Annotated in this window: 19 protein-coding genes and 1 riboswitch; of the genes, 11 read left to right on the plus strand and 8 right to left on the minus strand. The window is 53.3% G+C overall.

All coding sequences use genetic code 11. From position 1 onward, the window contains the following. Nucleotides 1-121: 121 nt before the first annotated feature. The 6 genes from yegQ (at nucleotide 122) to PAT9B_RS13190 (ending at nucleotide 7,541) form a co-directional block, all read left to right on the plus strand. On the plus strand, nucleotides 122-1,495 hold the full coding sequence (gene yegQ, locus PAT9B_RS13165; protein ID WP_013509767.1) for a tRNA 5-hydroxyuridine modification protein YegQ: 1,374 nt from the start codon (nucleotides 122-124) through the stop codon (nucleotides 1,493-1,495). 232 nt (nucleotides 1,496-1,727) lie between these two features. Next, entirely contained in the window at nucleotides 1,728-2,627 is a 900-nt protein-coding gene (yegS, locus tag PAT9B_RS13170) for a lipid kinase YegS (protein ID WP_013509768.1), read from the plus strand. A 238-nt stretch (nucleotides 2,628-2,865) separates the two neighbouring features. Beyond that, on the plus strand, nucleotides 2,866-3,876 hold the full coding sequence (locus tag PAT9B_RS13175; protein ID WP_013509769.1) for a Zn-dependent oxidoreductase: 1,011 nt from the start codon (nucleotides 2,866-2,868) through the stop codon (nucleotides 3,874-3,876). Nucleotides 3,877-3,956: 80 nt separating this feature from the next. Then, entirely contained in the window at nucleotides 3,957-5,240 is a 1,284-nt protein-coding gene (locus tag PAT9B_RS13180; protein WP_013509770.1) for an MFS transporter, read from the plus strand. Nucleotides 5,241-5,293: 53 nt separating this feature from the next. Next, complete coding sequence (locus PAT9B_RS13185) at nucleotides 5,294-6,754, plus strand: mannitol dehydrogenase family protein (RefSeq protein ID WP_013509771.1); 1,461 nt, start codon at nucleotides 5,294-5,296, stop codon at nucleotides 6,752-6,754. Between the two features lie 100 nt (nucleotides 6,755-6,854). Continuing rightward, entirely contained in the window at nucleotides 6,855-7,541 is a 687-nt protein-coding gene (locus PAT9B_RS13190; RefSeq protein ID WP_013509772.1) for a GntR family transcriptional regulator, read from the plus strand. A 102-nt stretch (nucleotides 7,542-7,643) separates the two neighbouring features. Here PAT9B_RS13190 and fbaB read toward each other — a convergent pair whose 3' ends face one another. From fbaB to PAT9B_RS13215, 4 genes are all read right to left on the minus strand, one after another. Beyond that, entirely contained in the window at nucleotides 7,644-8,696 is a 1,053-nt protein-coding gene (gene fbaB, locus PAT9B_RS13195; RefSeq protein WP_013509773.1) for a class I fructose-bisphosphate aldolase, read from the minus strand. Between the two features lie 147 nt (nucleotides 8,697-8,843). After that, nucleotides 8,844-9,644 carry a bifunctional hydroxymethylpyrimidine kinase/phosphomethylpyrimidine kinase gene (gene thiD, locus PAT9B_RS13200; protein ID WP_013509774.1) on the minus strand — a complete coding sequence of 267 codons (801 nt, stop codon included), beginning with the start codon at nucleotides 9,642-9,644 and terminating at the stop codon, nucleotides 8,844-8,846. Continuing rightward, on the minus strand, nucleotides 9,641-10,426 hold the full coding sequence (thiM, locus tag PAT9B_RS13205; protein ID WP_013509775.1) for a hydroxyethylthiazole kinase: 786 nt from the start codon (nucleotides 10,424-10,426) through the stop codon (nucleotides 9,641-9,643). The genes thiD and thiM overlap by 4 nt, the downstream gene beginning before the upstream one ends. Before the next feature lie 33 nt (nucleotides 10,427-10,459). Next, nucleotides 10,460-10,551: riboswitch (TPP riboswitch) on the minus strand. Nucleotides 10,552-11,238: 687 nt separating this feature from the next. Continuing rightward, a complete protein-coding gene (locus PAT9B_RS13215) occupies nucleotides 11,239-11,514 on the minus strand; it encodes a hypothetical protein (RefSeq protein ID WP_041525820.1) in 276 nt (91 codons plus the stop codon). 459 nt (nucleotides 11,515-11,973) lie between these two features. Between PAT9B_RS13215 and PAT9B_RS31130 the strand changes: the two genes are divergently transcribed. Then, complete coding sequence (locus PAT9B_RS31130; protein ID WP_013509776.1) at nucleotides 11,974-12,255, plus strand: hypothetical protein; 282 nt, start codon at nucleotides 11,974-11,976, stop codon at nucleotides 12,253-12,255. A 61-nt stretch (nucleotides 12,256-12,316) separates the two neighbouring features. Here the strand turns inward: PAT9B_RS31130 and PAT9B_RS13225 are convergent, their stop codons facing one another. Further along, a complete protein-coding gene (locus PAT9B_RS13225) occupies nucleotides 12,317-12,505 on the minus strand; it encodes a DUF3606 domain-containing protein (RefSeq protein WP_013509777.1) in 189 nt (62 codons plus the stop codon). Between the two features lie 487 nt (nucleotides 12,506-12,992). Here PAT9B_RS13225 and PAT9B_RS13230 point away from each other — a divergent pair, with 487 nt between their 5' ends. The 3 genes from PAT9B_RS13230 to PAT9B_RS13240 all read left to right on the plus strand — a co-directional run bounded on the left by PAT9B_RS13230 (nucleotide 12,993) and on the right by PAT9B_RS13240 (nucleotide 17,642). Next, nucleotides 12,993-14,390, plus strand: a complete 1,398-nt coding sequence (locus tag PAT9B_RS13230; RefSeq protein ID WP_013509778.1) for an OprD family outer membrane porin — start codon at nucleotides 12,993-12,995, stop codon at nucleotides 14,388-14,390. Nucleotides 14,391-14,440: 50 nt separating this feature from the next. Beyond that, nucleotides 14,441-17,104 carry a beta-N-acetylhexosaminidase gene (locus PAT9B_RS13235; protein ID WP_013509779.1) on the plus strand — a complete coding sequence of 888 codons (2,664 nt, stop codon included), beginning with the start codon at nucleotides 14,441-14,443 and terminating at the stop codon, nucleotides 17,102-17,104. Between the two features lie 331 nt (nucleotides 17,105-17,435). Then, complete coding sequence (locus PAT9B_RS13240; protein ID WP_223300450.1) at nucleotides 17,436-17,642, plus strand: yippee family protein; 207 nt, start codon at nucleotides 17,436-17,438, stop codon at nucleotides 17,640-17,642. Between the two features lie 288 nt (nucleotides 17,643-17,930). Here the strand turns inward: PAT9B_RS13240 and ahpF are convergent, their stop codons facing one another. Then, complete coding sequence (ahpF, locus tag PAT9B_RS13245) at nucleotides 17,931-19,499, minus strand: alkyl hydroperoxide reductase subunit F (protein WP_013509780.1); 1,569 nt, start codon at nucleotides 19,497-19,499, stop codon at nucleotides 17,931-17,933. 78 nt (nucleotides 19,500-19,577) lie between these two features. Beyond that, complete coding sequence (ahpC, locus tag PAT9B_RS13250; protein ID WP_013509781.1) at nucleotides 19,578-20,141, minus strand: alkyl hydroperoxide reductase subunit C; 564 nt, start codon at nucleotides 20,139-20,141, stop codon at nucleotides 19,578-19,580. 225 nt (nucleotides 20,142-20,366) lie between these two features. Between ahpC and PAT9B_RS13255 the strand changes: the two genes are divergently transcribed. After that, the gene (locus PAT9B_RS13255; RefSeq protein WP_013509782.1) at nucleotides 20,367-20,810 is read left to right on the plus strand and encodes a GNAT family N-acetyltransferase; all 444 of its coding nucleotides are present in this window, start codon (nucleotides 20,367-20,369) and stop codon (nucleotides 20,808-20,810) included. A 4-nt stretch (nucleotides 20,811-20,814) separates the two neighbouring features. Here the strand turns inward: PAT9B_RS13255 and apbC are convergent, their stop codons facing one another. Continuing rightward, a complete protein-coding gene (gene apbC, locus PAT9B_RS13260) occupies nucleotides 20,815-21,927 on the minus strand; it encodes an iron-sulfur cluster carrier protein ApbC (protein ID WP_013509783.1) in 1,113 nt (370 codons plus the stop codon). Between the last annotated feature and the right edge of the window lie 99 nt (nucleotides 21,928-22,026).

The following is a 22,026-nucleotide window of genomic DNA, read 5'->3' on the forward strand; positions in this document are numbered from 1 at the left end:
CAGGTCAATTTACTTCGTGGCTGGCCCTGCCTAAAATTCCCCACCTTTTGCAGGGCCGTCTGACACGGCCACTGCACCTGCCATCGACGATGGCATGCTGACCTGACATCAGTGAGATCCCATGTTTAAACCTGAACTGCTTTCTCCAGCGGGAACGCTGAAGAATATGCGCTATGCCTTTGCCTATGGTGCCGACGCGGTGTATGCCGGACAACCGCGCTACAGCTTGCGCGTGCGTAATAACGAATTCACCCATGAAAACCTCGCCAAGGGCATCAATGAAGCCCATGCGTTGGGGAAAAAATTCTATGTGGTGGTGAACATCGCGCCGCATAACGCCAAGCTAAAAACCTTTATCCGTGATCTGACGCCGGTCGTCGCCATGCAGCCGGATGCGTTGATCATGTCCGATCCTGGCTTGATTATGCTGGTGCGCGAGGCTTTCCCGGCCATGCCAATTCATCTCTCGGTGCAGGCCAACGCGGTTAACTGGGCGACCGTTAAGTTCTGGCAGCAAATGGGGTTAACGCGCGTGATTCTCTCACGCGAGCTGTCACTGGACGAGATCGCTGAAATCCGCCAACAGGTGCCGGCCATGGAGATCGAGATCTTCGTACATGGCGCGCTGTGCATGGCCTATTCTGGCCGTTGTCTGCTGTCCGGCTATCTGAACAAACGCGATCCTAATCAGGGCACCTGTACCAACGCCTGTCGGTGGGAGTACAAGGTGGCAGAAGGTCAGCAGGATGAGGTCGGCAATATCGTCGGCTTCCACCAACCGGTTGCCGTGCAGGACACCACGCCGACACTGGGGCTCGGCGCGCCGACAGACCGTGTTTTTTTGCTAGAAGAGAAGATGAAGCCGGGCGAGGTCATGAGCGCCTTCGAAGATGAACATGGCACCTATATCATGAACTCCAAAGACTTGCGCGCCGTGGCACATGTCGAACGTTTGAGTCAGATGGGCGTCCATTCGCTGAAGATCGAGGGGCGTACCAAATCATTTTATTACTGTGCGCGTACCGCCCAGGTGTATCGCCGGGCGATTGATGATGCCGCCGCCGGGAAACCTTTCGATCCTTCACTGCTGGAAACCCTGGAAGGCTTGGCGCATCGTGGCTACACCGAAGGTTTTCTGCGGCGTCATACCCATGACAGCTACCAGAATTACCAGCAGGGCTATTCGGTGTCAGAACGCCAGCAGTTTGTCGGTGAATTTACAGGTGAACGCCGTGGCGAATGGGCACAGGTGGCGGTGAAAAATAAATTCCTGCTGGGCGATCAACTGGAGATCATGACGCCCAACGGCAACCTGAATTGTCGTCTGGAAGCCATGCAGAATGATAAAGGCCACGCCGTCGATGTCGCACCGGGTGATGGTCATCGCGTCTGGCTGCCAGTGCCTGAGCATGTCGATCTCAATTTCGCCCTGCTGCTGCGTAATTTCACCGACGGTAACAGCACGCGCGATCCGCACGCCAACGACCGCACTTAATGAAAAGAAATGGGCGAAATTAGAACAGGATCACAGACCGCCGTTTCGCCCTGGCGTAAACTCGCTTCCGCTGCTAACGAGTAACAATAATCAGCAGGTAGTACCAGGAACCACCTCATTCACCCGCCCGGCTCCCCCGTGCGGGTTTTCTTTTTTCATCCCCTCACCGATAAAGTTCCTGTTCCAGCTATGCTATAACCAATTTTCTCTGGAATGCGTCAAGGAACAGATTATGCAAAACCCATCGCTTACGTTATTGATCCTCAATGGTAAAGGTGCCGGAAACGAAGAATTACGCACCGCAGTAAATAAACTCCGTGAGGAAGGCTTTAATCTGGCAATCCGTGTCACCTGGGAGAAAGGTGACGGCGACCGTTATGTGCAGGAGGCCGTCAGTTTACAAGCGGAAACGGTGGTGGCCGGTGGTGGCGATGGCACCATCAATGAAATTGCCACCGCGTTGGCTGCGTTACCCGCAGCCCAGCGTCCGGCACTGGGCATTCTGCCGCTGGGTACCGCAAATGATTTTGCCACCAGCGCAGGTATTCCACCGGAGATGGAACCCGCACTGCGTCTGGCGGTGCTGGGCAAGGCGACAGCCATTGACCTCGCACGTGTTAACGACGATCGTTACTTTATCAATATGGCAACCGGGGGTTTTGGTACCCGAATCACCACCGAAACGCCGGAAAAATTGAAATCTGCGCTGGGTGGGGTGTCCTATTTCATTCATGGTCTGATGCGCGTTGATGCACTCAAACCGGACCGCTGTGAAATCAACGGGCCGGGTTTTGACTGGCAGGGTGATGCGCTGGTCATTGGCATTGGCAACGGACGTCAGGCCGGTGGCGGCCAGAAATTGTGCCCGGATGCGCTGATTAACGATGGACAGCTCAACCTGAGTATCGTGACCGCCCAGGAATTGCTGCCGACCTTGTTGCATTCGCTAACGCGCGATGATGAAAACCCCAATATCGTCTCGGCGACGTTGCAATCGCTGAGCATTCGCTCCCCGCATGAGATGACCTTTAACCTGGACGGCGAACCGCTGAGTGGCAGCGAGTTCCAGATTGAGATACTGCCAGGGGCGCTGAGCTGCCGTCTGCCACCGCAGTGCCCGCTGCTGGCATAATTTTTGGCACATTTCGTAGCGCGCGATTTATCGCGCGTTTTTGACCTTTGCCGTTATCGCGCGGTTCTGTGCGCGTTGCCAGAAAACCCCGCGCGATAAATCGCACCGCTACCTGTGACCTTCTTCACAACTCTGCAACGTCGACTTGTATGGTAGTATTTGAGCACGTATTTTTTCATCATTGATTTCCCGTTGCAGCCCCTCGACCGTCAATGTCGGCCCAGGGCAAGGAGCTATGATGAAAAGTGTCGTGATTGAACAACCGGGTGAACTGGTACTGGCAGAACGTCCCTTACCCCAACCCGCGGCCGGTGAAGTACGGGTGAAAGTTCAGTTTGCCAGTATCTGTGGTTCTGATGTGCATATCTGGCACGGCCACAACCCTTTCGCCAAATATCCCCGGGTTATTGGCCATGAATTCTTTGGCCTGATTGATGCCGTCGGCGAGGGCGTGGCGGCGCAGCGGATTGGTGAGCGCGTAGCGGTCGATCCGGTGGTCAGTTGCGGTCACTGTTATCCTTGCTCAATTGGCCGCCCCAACGTTTGCAAAGAACTTCAGGTGATTGGCGTCCATCGCGATGGTGGTTTCAGCGAGTTCGCGGTCGCGCCAGCTAAAAACGCCTTCCGTCTGCCGGAAGCGATTCCCGATAAACTCGCCAGCATGGTGGAACCCTTCACCATTGCCGCCAACATCACCGCATTCCTTAAACCACAGCCGCAGGATGTGGCGCTGATTTACGGTGCGGGTCCGATGGGCCTGACCGCGATTCAGGTGCTGAAAGGCGTCTATGGCGTTGAACAGGTGTTGGTGGTGGATCGCCTGCCGGAACGTTTGCTGTTGGCACAACAAAACGGAGCCGATCGGGTTTTCAACAACAGCGAAATCCCGCTGGCGGCGCAGTTAGAAGGCGTACAGCCGACCCTGATCATCGATGCCGCCTGCCATCCCAGCATTCTGGCGGAAGCCGCCGCCCTCGCCTCTCCGGCTGCGCGCATCGGCTTACTCGGTTTCTCCGGCGAACCCTGCAGCATTACGCAGCAAAGCCTGACCAGTAAAGAGCTGTCGCTGTTCACCTCACGTCTGAACAGCAACCGTTTCCCGCAGGTGATTGAGTGGATGGAGAAAGGCCAGATCCAGCCAGAGAAGCTGGTCACGCACTATTTCCCGCTGGCAGATATTGAACGTGCCATGACCTTGTTCGAAAAAGACCCACGCACCTGCTGCAAAGTGATTCTGCACATGGGTTGAGTTAACCTTCACACCAGGTGTCCTCTTGCCGGTGCGTACCCGCCGGCAACAATACAATAAAGTAAGATGTCGGAGTTTCTATGTTGAAGAATCTGCGCTGGACCCTCGTACTGCTGTTATTTCTGGTTTATATGATCAACTACCTCGATCGTATTGCCCTGTCCCTGACCGTACCGCTGGTGGAAAAAGATCTGATGATCAATGCTGAACAATTCGGCATGATTTTCGGCAGTTTCTTCTTCGGCTATGCGCTGTTTAACTTTATCGGTGGTCTTGCGACCGATAAATTCGGCCCGACCATCGTACTCGGCACTGCGGTCGGCATGTGGTCGCTGTTCTGCGGGATGACGGCGCTGGCCACCGGCTTCTGGTCGATGATGATTCTGCGCGTGCTGTTCGGCATGGCAGAAGGCCCGATCTGCGCCTCGGCGAATAAAGCCATCAACGGCTGGTTCCCGAAAAAACAGGCCGCTACCGCGATGGGTCTGTTGAGTGCCGGTTCGCCACTGGGTGGTGCGGTCGCCGGGCCGATTATCGGTTATCTGGCGCTGTCATTCGGCTGGCGTCCCGCCTTTGTGGCAATTTGCCTGATTGGTCTGGTGTGGATGGCCATCTGGTTCTTCTTTGCTGCTGACAACCCGGCAAAAAGCAAACGCGTGTCGCCCGAAGAACGCGCGCTGGTCGAAAAATTGAAAGCGGAACAGCCCGGCGAAGAAGCCGACCTGTCCGGTGCCGCGCACGGTATGGGTTATTACCTGCGCCAGCCAATCATCCTGGTCACCGCCTTCGCCTTCTTCTGCTACAACTACATCCTGTTTTTCTTCCTGAGCTGGTTCCCGGCCTATCTGGTGCAGGCACATGGTCTGGATATTAAAGCCATGAGTATCACCACCATGATCCCGTGGATTGTCGGTTTCGTCGGCCTGGCATTGGGTGGCTGGATCTCCGATAAGATTTTCAATATTACCGGTAAGTTACTGTTGTCACGCAAAATTGTGCTGGTGGTCTCACTGCTGGCAGCGGCAATTTGTGTCGCGCTGGCCGGTACGATAAAAGAAGTGAATTCAGCGGTGATCATGATGTCGATCTCCATCTTCTTCCTCTACATCACCGGCGCAATTTATTGGGCGATTATTCAGGACGTGGTGCACAAAAGCCGTGTTGGCAGCATCAGTGGCTTTATTCATCTGATCGGCAGCCTGTCAGGCATTATCGGCCCTATCGTTACCGGTTTTATCGTCCAGCATACAGGCAAGTTTGATAGCGCCTTCATTCTGGCGGGTATCGTCGCCGGTCTGGGCGCATTGCTGGTGCTGTTTGTTATCCGCAGCCCGAAAACCAGCAACAAACCCGTCTCAGCCTAAACGATTGACCATTACGGGGTGGCTCTCCGCCCCGTTTGCTAAAAGGAATGATTATGTTAGAGATTGACAGGCTTCCCGCCGACGTACAGCGGCCAAACTATGATCGCAGTCAGTTGAAAACCCGCATGGTACACATCGGGTTTGGCGCTTTTCATCGTGCCCATCAGGCACTGGCGACTGACAAGCTGGCAGCGCAGGGCAGCGACTGGGGTTATTGCGAGGTGAACCTCAACAGCGGCGCGTTAATTCAGGCGTTGCGCCAGCAAGATTTGCTCTACACCCTGACCGAAATGGCTGATGACAGCCTGCATACCCGGGTGATTGGCGTGGTGACCGCCGCGCTGCACGGCAAAGGTGACGGGATTGACGCCGTCATTGAGGCCATGTGTCAGCCAGACGTGGCGATTGTCTCCATGACCGTCACCGAAAAAGGCTACTGCCACCTGCCCGCCAGTGGCAATCTCAACCCGGATCATCCCGATATCGTCCACGATCTGGCGCATCCGCAGCAGCCGAACTCATTGCCGGGCCTGATTCTGGCGGCAATTATCCGTCGTCGCGAACGCCAGCTGCCGCCCTTTAGCGTGATGTCCTGCGATAACATGCCAGAGAATGGTCATGTGACACGCAACGTGATCGTACAGCTGGCAGAGCGGCACAGTGCTGATCTGGCGGAGTGGATCACGCGCCATATCACCTTCCCTTCCACCATGGTGGATCGTATCGTCCCGGCGATGACCGATGAGGCGTTTGCAACGCTGGCAGCCCGTCTGGGCAGCCAGGACCCGGTGGCGGTGGAAGCCGAACCCTTTTTCCAGTGGGTGATCGAGGATAACTTTGTCAGTGGCCGCCCGGCGTGGGAAAACGCCGGTGCTGAGCTGGTGCCCGATGTGCTGCCGTTCGAAGAGATGAAATTGCGCATGCTGAATGGCAGCCACTCCTTTCTGGCTTACCTCGGTTATCTGGCGGGCTATGAGCATATCAGCGATTGTATGGCCGATGTTCATTACCGCAGCGCTGCCCGCGCGTTGATGATGCAAGATCAGGCTCCGACGCTGCGCACCACTGGGGTTGATTTGGCTGCCTATGCCGATTCACTGATTGCCCGTTATGAAAACCGCGCCATCAAACATCGCACGTATCAGATTGCCACTGACGGCACGCAGAAGCTGCCGCAGCGCATGCTGGATAGCGTGCGCTGGCATCTGCGCAATGGCTCTGACTGTGACTTTTTACTGTTGGGGGTCGCAGGCTGGATGCGCTATGTCAGCGGTGTCGATGAACATGGTCAGCCAATTGAGATTCGTGACCCGCTGAAAGAGGAACTGGCGCGGATTGTCGCGACCAGTGATGAGGGTGCTGCGCGTGTCCGTGCCTTGCTGGGGCTGAAAGCGGTGTTCGGCGAAGATTTACTGCAACACGCGGGCTTCGTGACGCGTGTGACGCAGCTTTATCAGCAACTGTGTGCCGAGGGGGCGCGTGCCACGGTGCATGCCCTCACGCGACAGGGTTAACGCCTGCAACAAACTGGTAGCGCAGATGCAGCGTGCTGATTAGACTGAATCTTTCCCATAAGGGCTGGTGTGTACCAGCCATAAATACGGATATTGCTGCATGTCAATTGCCTATACCATCACCACCAGCGAACCGGTGAACCAGCAGATTTATCGCTATCTGCGCCGGGACATCGTCACCTGTGCCATTCATCCTGGCTCGCTGCTGTCGGAAAAAGAGGTTTCTGCGCGCTTTAACGTCTCACGTCAGCCGGTGCGCGAAGCCTTTATTAAGCTGGCAGAAGCTGGCCTGGTGCAGGTATTGCCGCAGCGTGGCACCTTTGTACGCAAGATTTCCGCTCAACGCGTCGCCGATGGCCGTTTTATCCGCGAAGCGGTGGAAATCGCCGTGGTACGCAGAGCCGCGCAGGAGATTGCCCCCGTCGCCCTGATGGCGCTGGAACATAACCTCCAGTTGCAACGTTTAGCGGCCGAACGTCACGACAGCCAGGCTTTTCTCGCCCTCGACGATGAGTTCCACCGCCTGATTGCGGAAAGTATTAACTGTCTGCTGGCCTGGGAAACGGTGGAAAACATCAAGGCGACCATGGACCGCGTGCGCTTTCTGACGCTGAGCGAAGTTTCTCCGCCGGAGAACTTGATTCAACAGCATGAAGAGATTTATGCGGCACTGAAGGCGCATGACGTCGAGGCCGCAGAATCCGCCATGCGTCGCCATTTGCAGGAGATGATAATGACCATTACGCCGATTGCGGAACGCAATAGCGAGTGGTTTGAGGCACCTTAAACCACATGATGTGCCGTAGCGGTGCGATTTATCGCGCGGTTTTAAAGGGCGCGCGATAAATCGCGCCGCTACGACGCGAAATGACCAGTAACCCAGGTTTAATTATGCGATGGTGACATCCTTGGACAGATAGACATCCTGCACCGCGTTAATCAGTTCTACGCCCTCTTTCAGCGACTTCTTGAATGCTTTACGCCCCAGAATCAGCCCCATGCCACCGGCGCGTTTGTTAATCACCGCCGTGCGCACAGACTCGGCCACATCGGTTGCCCCTGCGGCAGCACCACCGGAGTTAATTAACCCGGCACGACCCATATAACAGTTCGCCAGTTGGTAGCGAACCAGGTCGATGGGGTTTTCCGTGGTCAACTTGCTGTAAACGCGCTCATCGGTGTGGCCGAAATTCACTGCGGTATAACCGCCATTATTTTCTGCCATTTTCTGCTTCACGATATCTGCGCCAATGGTGGCTGCCAGATGGTTGGCCTGGCCGGTTAAATCGGCACTGGCATGGTAATCCACGCCATCTTTCTTGAAACCGTTATTGCGCAGGTAAGCCCATAACACGGTCACCATGCCGAGTTCATGCGCACGTTCGAATGCCGCAGAGATCTCTTCAATCTGACGACGTGATTGCTCAGAGCCAAAGTAGATGGTGGCCCCGACCGCGATGGCACCCATATTGAACGCCTGCTCGACGCTGGCGTACAACGTCTGATCGTATTGTGTCGGGTAGCTTAGCGTCTCATTGTGGTTCAGCTTCACCATAAACGGAATTCGGTGCGCATAACGACGCGCGACCGAAGCCAGCACGCCATAGGTGGACGCCACGCAATTGCAGCCGGCTTCAATTGCCAGCTCAACAATATTTTTCGGGTCGAAGTAGTGAGGATTGGCAGCAAACGACGCTCCTGCGGAGTGTTCAACCCCCTGGTCCACCGGCAGGATCGACAGATAGCCAGTGCCCGCCAGACGGCCAGTGTTGTACAGCGTTTGCATATTACGTAATACAACAGGAGAACGATTGTTATCGGTCATGACGCGATCAACATAATCCGCGCCCGGCAAATAAAGGCTTTCCGCTGGAATGGTCATGCAGCGATGTTGAAGAAGGCTATCCGCTTCTTTGCCCAATAACTGAACGATGTCCGTCATACTAGCTCCTGATAAATGGCTGGATTGGAACCGGCACCTGCCGATTCGCCCCCAACAGCCTGGACCGGGATACGCCAGACTGGCAAATTGCTGACTCCATTTTTCAGACAGATGCGCAGGCAAAAAATGGCAATTGGGCGTTACGCCCTACCACCAACGATGAAAATGGTGCACCGGCCCAATACCTTTTCCTACCTCCAGAGCATCCGCATGCAGTAGCGCTTGCTGCAACCACGCCTTGGCCTCGGACACTGTCGCCGCCCAGTCATCATGCCGCGGACGCAAGGCCGCCAGCGCAGCTGACAGCGAACAACCGGTGCCGTGCGTGTGGCGAGTGTTGACACGCGGCGCGGTAAAACGCTGGCGTCCGTTGCGGGTGATGAGCCAGTCCGGACTCTCAGCATCACTCAGATGTCCTCCCTTCATCAGTACCGCTTCACAGCCGAGATCGAGCAATGCATCGCCCTGCATCAGCATCGTCTTCTCATCCTGCGCCACGCTGCGGCCAAGCAATGCCGCGGCTTCCGGTAAATTCGGGGTGATCAGCGAGACCTGCGGTAGCAACAACTCACGCAGGCTGGCGATGGCATCGGGTGACAACAACGCGTCACCGCTTTTGGCAATCATAACGGTGTCGAGGACCACAAACGGCAGGCTGGCACGCTTCAGCTTGTCAGCGACAATCTCCACCACCGCCGTTTCCGCCAGCATACCGATTTTCGCACTGTCGATGCGCACATCATCAAGCACCGAATCCAACTGCGCGCCGACAAAAGCCGGGTCGATACGATATACCGCCTGCACACCACAGGTGTTCTGCGCCACCAGCGCGGTGATCACGCTGGTGCCATAAGCGCCTAATGCCGAGAACGCTTTGAGATCAGCCTGAATGCCTGCACCACCACTGGGATCGGTGCCGGCAATGGTCAGGGCGTTGATCTGTTTCATGGTGCCACCTCCAGCGTCCACAACTGATCAAGAAAAGCGGCCACAAAGCTGCCTGGTCCCTGCGCCTGATGAGCCGCCCTTTCACCGGCCAGCGACATCACGCGGCAGGCGGCCGCCACATGCTGCAAACGATCGCCCGGCAGACTGGCGAACGCCGCCACCACCGCCGACAGTGCACAGCCCGTTCCCACGACACGTGTCATTAATGCGCTACCGCCAGGAATGGCAAAGGTATGCTGACCATCAGTGACGTAATCCACCTCCCCGGTAACCGCCACGATGCAGTGGTAATCGCTTGCCAACTGTTGCGCGGCACTCAGTGCGGCATCAGCCTGATGCAAACTGTCAACGCCGCGTCCACCCGCCGCCTGGTTTGCCAGAGCAAGAATCTCCGATGCATTGCCACGAATAGCCGCCGGTTGCTGGTTTAACAGCTGCTGGCAAAATTCGGTGCGCAAGGTTAACGCACCGACAGCAACCGGATCGAGCGTCCAGGGTGTAGCGGCACGATTTGCCGCCTCAACCGCGGCCAGCATAGCGATGCTGCGCTCGCGTGTCAGAGTACCAACATTGATGAGCAAAGCATCAGCAACAGCGCTGAACTGCGCGGCCTCCTCGACGTCGATCACCATGGCGGGTGAAGCACGTAACGCCAGCAGCACATTGGCGGTAAACGTCTGCACCACGTCATTGGTCATGCAGTGCACTAAGGGCGCATGCTGATGGAGTAATTGAAGTGACTGCGCGAGCTGCGCGGAGGAAAGAAGGTTAGGGTGTTTCATAAGGCTCCCAACCGGCGATCAAGAAGGCGAATGCGGTCAGGCATCTGACTTCCCTACGCTGGCATTAATCCAGATCAGGTTCGAAGGGTATTTCTCAGCCGTAAACGGCACCCCTAGTCATTGAGTAAAGCAACACTCTCTTTACTTTTATCAAGAATAAGGGAAATGCGACTGGCAAAGCAAGCTTACCTGACCGGATTCATTTTCTCGCAGCACAGAAAGGCGCAAATAACTGCTGGGTAATTGTATTAAGTTAAAACCACCGGGCCAACCATAACCCGTTCTCTGCAAATGATGATTAAGTTTTCTCAAGGTTACAATTAACAGAGATCCGTTATCCTAAAATTCTTACTCACCCGAAACACTGATGCTCTTCCGGTACGCCGGACTTCGACCAGTCCAATGTAGATAAGCGGCCTCAGATGGATGTTAGCCCAACTTGCAGAATACCCCAGTGCGCTACCAATTTGTTTCTGTGTAAAGAAAAAACACCCTTCTTGTTTTTTGTCAGCACAGACCTCTCGTACTGCGCCAGTCAAATAAATTAATATTCTCAGGCTTCCGGAAGATATCGTCCTGTACTTCCCATTCTCAACATTAGTCACTATCATCTTTTGCACCATAGCGTCGCTATAAAACAACAATCAATCCCTTATATAAAAACCATTGCAACCACCACACCAAACCCATACAAAACAATAAATTAAAAAAACTCACCACATCAAAGATCCAACGCCACCCATATAGCATTGAAGAAAGCCAGGATGCAGCAATCATTAAATGTGACAAGATAGAATATCAAAGCAATTAAATCAGAACCCCAGCCATTTCTGAACAAAAGGCCAGGAAACACCCGTAGCCAAAATAGAAAAAATATGTAAAGCCAACCTTGATATCTCTCCTCCCTTAACCGGGGCGGAAGAAAACTCTGCCTGATGCTTAATTCTTCTGATTCTCTCTATTTCATCAGAGATCGCTGCCGAGGAGTTCTCCAATTTAAATAGCTGCTTTCTGAGCTCTTCGCGAGAACTGTGTTTGTTAACCCGTAACCTTTCCAGCGAAATCAACACATTGATAACTTTATTCATTTTTAATATTTCATCATTTCAACTTCGATATGATTACAAAATTAAAAGCGCTACCGTCTTTTTATTGCTCCTTTCGCTTGTCACATCTCATTTTCTTAATATGACAACCTGAGTAATTAACAGCATGATGAATTTGCATGTTTTCAGGAAATGATTCAATAAATCGACGCTGCTGTTCTGTCAACAACCAACCATCCTGGCACCAGGACGGGGACTTGCGGTTCTCTTCTTCCACACCATCTTCCCTATCACTCCTTGGAATCAAGGTACTGCACAAATCGCAATGTAAAATATTGAAATGTCAATACATAAATGTGTAAATTTTATAAAAATGAAATAAATTCATGATGTTACAAATGATCGTTATTCTCGATCATTTTTCAATTATTGATCGAAAATATTGATTAGTCAATTTTAAAGGTTCATTATCAGCTTGTTACACAGGGAATGAGGGACAGTATGAACATAGGATTTATTGCAGAACCGATAGTCAATATTGATGAAAAATTACTCGGCATAGAACTCCTGACCCGCCTGGTTTCGGATGAGAAAAGGCCATTGAATCCAGAAGTTGTGATTTCATCATGGGATTTGAGCAACACACGAACCCTATTAAATCAACAGTGTGCCGTCATCGAGAACCGGCTGCATATGGAAGCATTAAAAGTTGCCCAGATATGGGGACTGCAAGGCTACCTGTTTAAGTCTGTGCCATTTCATCAGATTGAAAACTTAACCTGAAAAACCATAAGTAATAAAAAACCCCGCAGAACGGGGTTAGTCAGATACCGGGACAGGAGACTTAATTACGCAAATACTGATTCAGATACTGCTTAACTTTCTCAGTACCATTACCGACGTTTGCAACCGCGGTGCGTAATTGTGTCGCGCTGACCTCCAGGGTATGCGTCCAATACTCAACTTCCCAGGTTTCACTGAGACTAATAAAGCGTTTGTCTTCCGGTTGTTTTCTCTTTAAATCATCAGCCATTTTGCAGCTCCTGAGGTTAATCCTGAAAACATGACTATCGCTTCTTAAGAAGAGTAACTCGTTAGCTTTACCGAAGAATGTTAGTCGTTCGATGACTGCCTCACAGCCTCTACTTAAGGCCAGGAGCCAGCACAGCGCTGGCTTCCGCAAAAAATCCTAGACAATATAGCTGACGATATCAAGGTATAGTCACTATACCAAGGCACAACAAAATAGAACTTTTTGCTGCCTCTGGAGGTTGCGATTGTTTCTGCTTTTAGCGCATCAACAGAGCCGGGCACTGGCAAACAATCAACACACAAAAACAACATTTAATTAACATTATGATTTTATTGCATTAAATGCTTATTTTGCGTCCTGCGTCATAAATCCTAATGATCAGCATTGATAATTCGCGCAGCGAAAAATAGCATCAGCGCACTGGTTACATGAAGTAACAGTAAATGGAAAGCATCATCACCACAGGAATTATCACGGAGGATTTATCATGCGCAGAACTGTTCGCACGTCGCTCGCCACCGCCATAACTGCCGCACTACTCATCACATCGTTTGTCCCTGTCTCCCCCGCTTTAGCGGAAGGCTTCATTGATGACGCATCCCTTACCGGTGGCCTCTATTACTGGCAACGCCAGCGTGATCGTAAAGAAATGGACCCCCAACACGGTAAGTACGGTCAGTATGATGCCAACCTGCACCATGCAACCGGCAATGCCAGCCTCGATTTTTCGTCTGGCTATCTGGCAAATTTCATCGGCCTTGACCTCGCCGCTTATGGCGCGCTGGAGTTGACGAATGGCGGGCCAGCCGCACCCAACGAAATCGGTTTCAGTGACGCCAGCAATCGCTGGGATGAACAATGGACCGGCGACAAAAGCGGGGTCAGCTTCTACAAAGCCGCACTGAAAACTCAATGGCAGGATTACTGGTTACGTGCGGGTTATCTGCAACCCTCTGGCCAAACGCTGCTGGCACCTCACTGGAGTTTCCTGCCGGGAACGTATCGTGGTGTGGAAGCCGGAACCACCTATGACTTCGATGATGCAGGCGCACTCTCCTTCTCATGGATGTGGACCGATCAATACAAGGCCCCCTGGTACCAACATATGTACAACTTCCGCAAAGCGGACGGCACCACCGACATTCCGTGGCTGCAATCTTTTGGCGCGAAGTACGATTTTAAAAACAGTCTGGTGCTGGAGGGGGCTTACGGTCAGGCCGCTGACTACATGGACCAATACTTCGCGAAAGCGTCGTATCAATTGCCGCTGGCAGGCTCGCCATTACGCACCAGTTATCAATTTTATGGGGCACAGGATCGCGAAGGTGGAGGCAGCAGCAACGTCAACAATGTGTATGACGGTTTAGCCTGGCTCCAGGCGATGACGTTCGGCTACACCCTTGGCGCATTTGATTTCCGCCTGGAAGGCACCTGGGTAAAAGCCGAAGGCAATCAGGGCTTCTTTTTACAACGGATGACCCCGGCTTACGCCAGCTCTAATGGCCGGATGGACGTATGGTGGGATTCACGCTCGGACTGGAACGCCAACGGCGAAAAAGCGGTGTTTGCAGGAGTGATGGCAGACCTCGGCCACTGGCAGCTGCCCGGCTGGCAGGTGGGAGGCTCCTACGCCTATGGCTGGGATGCAAGACCTTCCACCAATCCCATCTACAACCAGCAGCAGCGGCTGACAGAGTCCGCCTGGAGTCTTGACCTGGTGTATACCTTGCAGGATACACGCGCCAAAGGTACGCAGTTCAAATTGCATTACACCCAATATGACAACCATAGCGACCTGCCCAGCTACAGCGGTGGCTACGGCAATATCTTTCAGGATGAGAAAGACATCAAATTTATGGTCATAGCGCCGTTTACCATTTTCTGACCCTGAGCGGGCACTGCCTGCTTTTGTCATCCATGCATAAGGATAACCGCATGAAAACGTTACAGTTAAGCTTTCTGGCACTCAGTATGATGGGCATCACCGCCTGTAGTGCCGTACCGCACAATCAGCAGCAAGTCGTGGACCAAATCAGCCAGTTCGGGGTGCAGTACCAAATCACCGATAATCAGGCCGCCAGCCATGGCGTAGATTGCGCGCAACTGGGCGCTGACTGGGCATCGTGTAACCGGGCGACCATCAAATTAACCAACCATGGCCCGGCCATCACCAGCAAAAACTGGGCGATTTATATGAGCAACGTGCATGAGACGCTGCGCGTTGATAACGACCAGTTTAAGATGACGCATATTGTCGGAGATTTAACCCGGCTGGAACCCACCGATAAGTTCACCGGCTTTGCCGCCGGAGCAACGGTAGACATTCCTATCGTGAATGAATACTGGCAATTGTTTATTACCGATGTGATGCCCCGCTGGTACGTCAGCGCAGAAGGTGCATCCCCCAAGATTATCACCAGCACCAACACCGAAAATTTAGCCGATTTCGTGCTGCCGTTTGGCGATCAATGGAAACGCACTGCTGATGATAAAAACGTACTGATGCAGCCCACCAGTCGCTTCGCGAAAAATGCCGATATCAACCTGCTGCCAGCGGCTTCATTACGTGGGCAAATTACGCCAACGCCACGCGCGGTGAAAATCCATACGGCTGATGTTGACCTGAGCCAGGGCGTCACACTCCGGTTGGATACCCTGCCGACCAACCAGGCGGCGGCGGTTCAACAACGTTTTTACCTGTTGGGGATTCATCAGAACCCAACAGGATATGGTATTACGACGCAAATTGATGCCCGGCACTTCCAGGGCGAAGAGGCGGTGTCGGGCGCTTATCAGTTAAACATCACCCCACGCGGTACTGATATCGTCGGCTACGATACCGCAGGGGTTTTCTATGGGCTGATGTCGTTGCTGTCTCTGATACCGGCTGAAGGCAAACCGGTGATCGCCACGCTGGAAGCGCAGGATGCCCCACGCTTTGCCTATCGTGGAGCGTTCCTCGATGTCGCGCGTAATTTCCACAGTAAACAAGCGGTGCTCACAATGCTGGATCAGATGGCCGCATGGAAGATGAACAAATTCCATTTCCATTTGAGTGACGATGAGGGGTGGCGCATTGAAATCCCAGGCCTGCCGGAATTGACGGATGTCGGCAGTAAACGTTGCCACGATCTGAGCGAACAACGCTGTCTGGTGCCGCAACTCGGTTCCGGTCCATTTAGCGATAACAATGGCAGCGGGTATTTCAGCCGCGCCGACTACATCGATATCGTAAAATATGCCCAGGCACGCAATATTGAAGTGATCCCGGAAATCGATATGCCCGCGCACGCCCGTGCAGCGGTCATCGCAATGGAAGCGCGCTATAACGCTCTGATGAAGGCCGGTAAACCCCTTGAAGCGAGCGAATTCCGTCTGGTCGATCCCACCGATAGTTCTAACACCACGTCAGTTCAACTGTACGATCGCACCAGTTATCTCAATCCTTGCCTCGACTCGTCGCAACGCTTTGTGGATAAGGTGATCGGTGAGATCCAGCGTATGCATCGTGAAGCCGGCCAGCCGCTGACCACCTGGCATTTTGGCGGCGATGAAGCGAAAAACATTCGCCTTGGCGCAGGTTATACCGACAGCAAACATCCGGAACCGGGCAAAGGTATTCTCGACCAGAGCAAAGAGGACAAGCCTTGGGCGAAATCTCAGGTTTGCCAGGCTCTGGTGAAGTCCGGCAAGGTACAGGATCTGGAACATCTGCCGAGTCACTTCGCGTTGGAAGTTAGCCAGTTGGTGAAGGCGCATGGTATCCCGGTGATGCAGGCATGGCAGGATGGTCTGAAAGATGCGGCCAACGCGCAGGCCTTTGCCACCTCCCGCACCCGCGTGAATTTCTGGGATACCCTCTACTGGGGCGGTTTTGCCAGCGCCAACGACTGGACGCAGAAAAATTACGATGTGATCATTTCCAATCCAGATTACGTCTACATGGACTTCCCGTATGAGGTCAACCCGCTGGAACGCGGTTATTACTGGGGAACCCGTTTCAGTGATGAGCGTAAGATGTTCAGTTTCGCACCTGATAACCTGCCGCAAAATGCGGAAACATCGGTCGACCGCGATGGCAACACGTTTGCCACCACCTCGGAGAAACCCTGGGGTGGCGCTTATGGCCTCTCTGCCCAGCTGTGGAGCGAAACCGTGCGTACCGATCAGCAGATGGAATATATGATCTTCCCCCGCCTGCTATCCGTGGCTGAACGTGGCTGGCATCGCGCCAATTGGGAGCTGGATTATCAGCAAGGTCGCAACTTTAAAGGTGGCGAAACCCATCACGTCAATCAGCGACAGCTCAATCGCGACTGGCAACGTTTTGCCAACCTGCTGGGACAACGCGAACTCGGCAAAATGGATAAAGCCGGTATCCATTACCGTTTGCCGGTGCCCGGTGCCCGCATTGTAGAAGGCAAGCTGGAAATGAACGTCGCCCTACCCGGTCTGCCGCTGCAATACAGTATCGATAACGGCAGCAACTGGCTGGATTATAACCCGCAGATACATCCTGAGATTGGCGCTAACGACAAGGTGATGGTGCGTAGTCTCAGCCCAGACGGTAAGCGGACCAGCCGCGAAGAGATGCTGTAATCATTACATTGCGCTGGATCAATTCAGGCCAGACATCGACAGACCTGCGATAACGGGTCCAGCGCAAATTACCGTTCACCACCTGAAAAATCAAAAAAGAGCTGGCACAATAAATTAACCACTAATAGTTAGACAGATTAAATAATTAAAATAGACAAGATCAAAAAACCTTACCGATACACATCAAGCCAGGTCACTTATTTTTATTTATGAATAACAAACAATAAAGAAATGGGATCGACATCACTGTAAGTTGATTAATATCAAATCACTACAGAGCAAAAAACGGCCTAATTTCGCTCCGGACTAATAACTTATAATTCCGGCAGACATGATGAAATTAAAATTATTCAGTTTTATTCCGCATGCCCATAAATGGCGCAATATTACGGTTTCTCGTAAAGGTGCCGTTTCACCCTCTGGTCGTCATTACCACTCAACCCATGTCCATGCGCATTGCAAAGGCTGTGGTGAACGGATTCATCGCATCTATTACCGCGATATTAGCGATGCAGAAGCACGTCGTTGGCTGGGATAAGCGGTCAGTAAAAGGTGGATTTCAGGCTGCCGCAATGGGATGGCATGGTAATCTGCAAGATATTCAATCTGTGGCAATATTGCTGCGATAGCCTATCTGTTCAAGACATTAAGTCATCCGTTCTGCCGGGTGGCTCCACTTTAGCCCTCTTATTTTTGGCCTCTGTCTGATTCGTTTTGACCAATCGCTCGTCAGCAGCAACCGCGTTATTTTATCCGGTAGCGCCAGCGATAAAAAAAGCCCCGCAACACAGGTTGCGGGGCGGTTGCGTGGCTATCGCAAGAAAACTTATTCAGCCGGTTTGGTGCGGATCAGATAATCAAAGGCACTCAGTGACGCTTTCGCCCCTTCACCGCTGGCAATGATGATCTGCTTGTACGGCACCGTGGTGCAGTCGCCCGCAGCGAATACGCCCTTCAGGCTGGTTTCGCATTTGGCATCAATAATAATCTCACCCATACGGTTACGTTCAACCGCGCCTTCCAGCCAGGTGGTGTTTGGCAGCAGACCGATCTGAACGAAGATGCCACTCAGTGCAATATCATGGCTGGTCTGGGTGTTGCGATCGATCCAGGAAAGACCGGTCACCTTGCTGCCGTCGCCTTTGACTGCAGTGGTCTGTGCGTTGAGGATCACATCCACGTTTTTCAGGCTGCGCAGTTTGTCCTGCAACACTTTATCTGCACGCATCTCGCTGGCGAATTCCAGCAACGTCACGTGTTCCACGATACCGGCAAGGTCAATCGCCGCTTCAACACCGGAGTTACCGCCACCGATCACAGCGGTACGCTTACCTTTAAACAGCGGACCGTCACAGTGCGGGCAGTAGGTTACGCCTTTGGTGCGATATTCTTCTTCACCCGGCACGCCCATGTTGCGCCAACGGGCACCCGTCGCCAGGATGATGCTGCGTGATTTCAGCACCGCACCCGATGCGGTTTCAATCGCATGCAGACCACCTTCTTTGGCGGCAGGGATAAGTTTGATCGCGCTTTGCGTGTCGATCACATCCACATCGTAATCATCAACGTGGGCACGCAGCGAACCGGCCAACTTCGCGCCTTCGGTTTTTGGCACAGAGATGTAGTTTTCGATGTCGACGGTATCCAGTACCTGACCACCAAAACGCTCACCCATCAGGCCAGTGCGGATGCCCTTACGCGCCGAGTAGATCGCCGCCGCGGCACCCGCCGGACCACTACCGACGATCAGCACTTCATAAGCATCACGTTTATTCAGCTCTTCCGCCGCGCGTTTGTCAGCGTTGGTATCGACTTTGCCAACGATCTCCGCCAGGCTCATGCGGCCCTGACCGAACTCTTTGCCGTTCAGGAACACCGCCGGGACGCCCATTACGTTGCGATCGGTGATTTCATTCTGGAACATGCCACCGTCAATTGCGGTGTGGCTGACGTTCGGATTGAGGATCGCCATCAGGTTCAGCGCCTGCACTACATCCGGGCAGTTGTGGCATGACAGGGAATAATAAGTTTCGAAATGGAACTCACCTTCCAGCGAGGCAACCTGATCCAACAGGCTTTGCGCTTCTTTAGAAGGGTGTCCACCGGTCTGCAGTAAAGCCAGTACCAGTGAAGTAAATTCGTGGCCCATCGGCGAACCGGCAAAACGCGGACCGCTGTGGCTGCCAGGGTTAGTAATCAGGAACGAAGGTTTACGTACCGGACGATCGTTCTCTTCGCGGAAGCTGACTTTGTCAGACAGGGTCGCGATATCTGCCAGCAGGGTCCGAATCTCTGTAGATTTGGCGCCATCATCCAGTGTGGCAATTAACTCAACCGGTTTCGTTAATTTCTCAAGGTACGCCTTGAGTTGGGTTTTTAAATTGGTGTCGAGCATAATAAGTTCCTGTTGCTGGTCGAAAAATCGGGTGCCGTAGCACCCGATTGGAGAAAAATCGAAGAGCTGGGAGGTTGCTTAGATTTTGCCAACCAGGTCCAGTGACGGAGCCAGTGTCGCGTCGCCTTCCTGCCATTTAGCCGGGCACACTTCACCTGGGTGAGAAGCCACGTACTGGGCTGCTTTCACTTTACGCAGCAGGTCAGATGCGTCACGGCCAATGCCTTCTGCAGTGATTTCGATAGCCTGGATGATGCCTTCCGGGTCAACGATGAAGGTGCCACGATCTGCCAGACCTTCTGCTTCACGCATGATTTCGAAGTTACGGGTCAGTGCGCCAGTCGGGTCACCGATCATCGCGTATTTGATTTTCGCGATGGTTTCAGAAGAACCGTGCCAGGCTTTGTGGGTAAAGTGGGTGTCAGTAGAAACAGAGTAGATATCTACGCCCAGTTTCTGGAATTCTTCGTGATGATCAGCCACGTCGCCCAGTTCGGTCGGGCAAACGAAGGTAAAGTCAGCTGGGTAGAAGAAGAAAACACTCCATTTACCCTCAACGTCTTTCTCGGTTACGTCGATAAATTCGCCGTTTTTGAATGCTGCGTTTTTGAACGGTTTAATTTTGGTGTTAATGATAGACATCGGGTGACCTCCGTTAAAAGATGTGATGCAGGTTACATAATTTTCGGGCCAACATCTAATATGCAGCCGTTATCAATTAGATAAACAAAAGCTATCAAACGCGGTAAGGCCCGAAGGGTGCGGCCTGCCGCGGCATTCTACACAGAAATCACCTTGATTTAACGTGGTTTATCTTTTTACCGCATCGCTGCTACTTTTGAGGTAATCGCCTGTTGGAGTTTATCTGTGCTTATTCGATTTTTTCAGGAAGCTGATCGCCCTTTTCTACGCACGCTGTTTCTCGCGACCCGCCGATCCAACTGGACCTGGCTCAAGGGTGAAGAGTGGCAATTGGAAGATTTTGACCGGGTGATCCTCGGTGAAACTGTGCTGGTGGCAGAAGTGGAGGGGCATCGTGCCGGTTTTGCCGGGGTGCTGGACAATGATAATTTCCTGCACAGCCTGTATGTCGATCCGGCTTTTCAGGGCCAGGGCGTCGGCAGCGCGTTGCTGCAAGCCGTCCAGGCGCGTTTTACCAGTACCGGCGCGTTGAAATGTTTGCTGCTAAATCTGCCGGCGCAGCGGTTTTACCTGCACCATGGCTGGCAAAAGGTGGCGCAGGGCGAAAGCGAACAGGGGAAATATCTGTTGATGCACTATCCGCTGGCGACAGGCACCAGCGGAGTCTGACCCGTTAAACCGCGCGGAAAGCGATATCGCCAGGGATCACTTCCCCCTGCCAGTAAAGCTGGGCGGCGACACGGCCTGCCAGTTGGCGATACAGCGCCGTAAATTCGCTGTCGGGACGACGGATCACCGTGGGTTCACCATCATCGAGATCCTCACGCAAATTAATATGCAGTGGCAGTTGAGCCAGCAGGCGGGTGTTATAGTCCTGCGCCAGCTTTTGCGCACCGCCAGTGCCAAAGATTGGCTCATGATGACCGCATTCGCTACAGATGTGGATGCTCATATTCTCCACCACGCCAAGTACCGGCACGTTGACCTTCTCGAACATCACAATCCCTTTCCGGGCATCAATCAGCGCAATGTCCTGCGGCGTGGTGACCACCAGCGCGCCAGTAACCGGCACGTTTTGCGCCAGCGTCAGCTGGATATCGCCGGTACCGGGCGGCATATCCAGCACCAAATAATCCAAATCCGGCCACAGCGTTTCATTCAACAGCTGCATCAGCGCTTTGCTGGCCATTGGTCCACGCCACACCATCGCATTATCATCCGTCACCAGATAGCCAATGGAGTTAGTTGCCAGCCCGTGCGCCATGATCGGTGCCATATGGGTGCCATCCGGCGAAGTGGGCCGTTCGTTTTCTGTGCCGAGCATATTGGGGATCGACGGACCGTAAATATCCGCATCGAGGATTCCGACGCGCGCCCCTTCTGCCGCCAGCGCCAGCGCCATATTCACCGCCGTGCTCGATTTACCCACACCGCCTTTCCCTGAACTCACGGCGATGATGTTTTTCACCCCGGTGGCACCGGGATGATTCTTCACCCGCTTCAGGGTGGCGATGTCGTGGCGCAGACGCCAGTCGATAGCGTTGCTCTGCGTCAGGCGCAGCAGTTCACCGCTGGTCTGCGCTTTTAATTCTTCAAACGCACTCGCCCAGGCGAAAGGCATCACCAGCTCAAGATGCAGTTTGCCATCCAGTAGCGCCACGTGACGCAGCGCTTTCAGGGTGGTCAGATTGTGTTGCAGTGTCGGGTGTTCAAAGCCACTCAGCACGCCCATCACCACGGCGCGCAGGGCCTCGGGTGAATATTGTTCCCGGGATAGTGAAGTCATCCCCGCTCCTTACTCTTTCTTCTGGCGCTGAATTTCAGCGATGTGTTTTCAATAATATCAGATGGGCACTAAATGTGACCGTGGTTGTCGCCAGAGAGT

It is taken from the genome of Pantoea sp. At-9b (assembly GCF_000175935.2).
GTDB lineage: Bacteria > Pseudomonadota > Gammaproteobacteria > Enterobacterales > Enterobacteriaceae > Pantoea.

Excerpts from the sequence above, each read along its gene's own strand:
- yegQ (WP_013509767.1), top strand. The coding sequence starts at position 122 with ATGTTTAAACCTGAACTGCTTTCTCCAGCGGGAACGCTGAAGAATATG.
- yegS (WP_013509768.1), top strand. The coding sequence starts at position 1,728 with ATGCAAAACCCATCGCTTACGTTATTGATCCTCAATGGTAAAGGTGCC.
- PAT9B_RS13175 (WP_013509769.1), top strand. The coding sequence starts at position 2,866 with ATGAAAAGTGTCGTGATTGAACAACCGGGTGAACTGGTACTGGCAGAA.
- PAT9B_RS13180 (WP_013509770.1), top strand. The coding sequence starts at position 3,957 with ATGTTGAAGAATCTGCGCTGGACCCTCGTACTGCTGTTATTTCTGGTT.
- PAT9B_RS13185 (WP_013509771.1), top strand. The coding sequence starts at position 5,294 with ATGTTAGAGATTGACAGGCTTCCCGCCGACGTACAGCGGCCAAACTAT.
- PAT9B_RS13190 (WP_013509772.1), top strand. The coding sequence starts at position 6,855 with ATGTCAATTGCCTATACCATCACCACCAGCGAACCGGTGAACCAGCAG.
- fbaB (WP_013509773.1), bottom strand. The coding sequence starts at position 8,696 with ATGACGGACATCGTTCAGTTATTGGGCAAAGAAGCGGATAGCCTTCTT.
- thiD (WP_013509774.1), bottom strand. The coding sequence starts at position 9,644 with ATGAAACAGATCAACGCCCTGACCATTGCCGGCACCGATCCCAGTGGT.
- thiM (WP_013509775.1), bottom strand. The coding sequence starts at position 10,426 with ATGAAACACCCTAACCTTCTTTCCTCCGCGCAGCTCGCGCAGTCACTT.
- PAT9B_RS13215 (WP_041525820.1), bottom strand. The coding sequence starts at position 11,514 with ATGAATAAAGTTATCAATGTGTTGATTTCGCTGGAAAGGTTACGGGTT.
- PAT9B_RS31130 (WP_013509776.1), top strand. The coding sequence starts at position 11,974 with ATGAACATAGGATTTATTGCAGAACCGATAGTCAATATTGATGAAAAA.
- PAT9B_RS13225 (WP_013509777.1), bottom strand. The coding sequence starts at position 12,505 with ATGGCTGATGATTTAAAGAGAAAACAACCGGAAGACAAACGCTTTATT.
- PAT9B_RS13230 (WP_013509778.1), top strand. The coding sequence starts at position 12,993 with ATGCGCAGAACTGTTCGCACGTCGCTCGCCACCGCCATAACTGCCGCA.
- PAT9B_RS13235 (WP_013509779.1), top strand. The coding sequence starts at position 14,441 with ATGAAAACGTTACAGTTAAGCTTTCTGGCACTCAGTATGATGGGCATC.
- PAT9B_RS13240 (WP_223300450.1), top strand. The coding sequence starts at position 17,436 with ATGATGAAATTAAAATTATTCAGTTTTATTCCGCATGCCCATAAATGG.
- ahpF (WP_013509780.1), bottom strand. The coding sequence starts at position 19,499 with ATGCTCGACACCAATTTAAAAACCCAACTCAAGGCGTACCTTGAGAAA.
- ahpC (WP_013509781.1), bottom strand. The coding sequence starts at position 20,141 with ATGTCTATCATTAACACCAAAATTAAACCGTTCAAAAACGCAGCATTC.
- apbC (WP_013509783.1), bottom strand. The coding sequence starts at position 21,927 with ATGACTTCACTATCCCGGGAACAATATTCACCCGAGGCCCTGCGCGCC.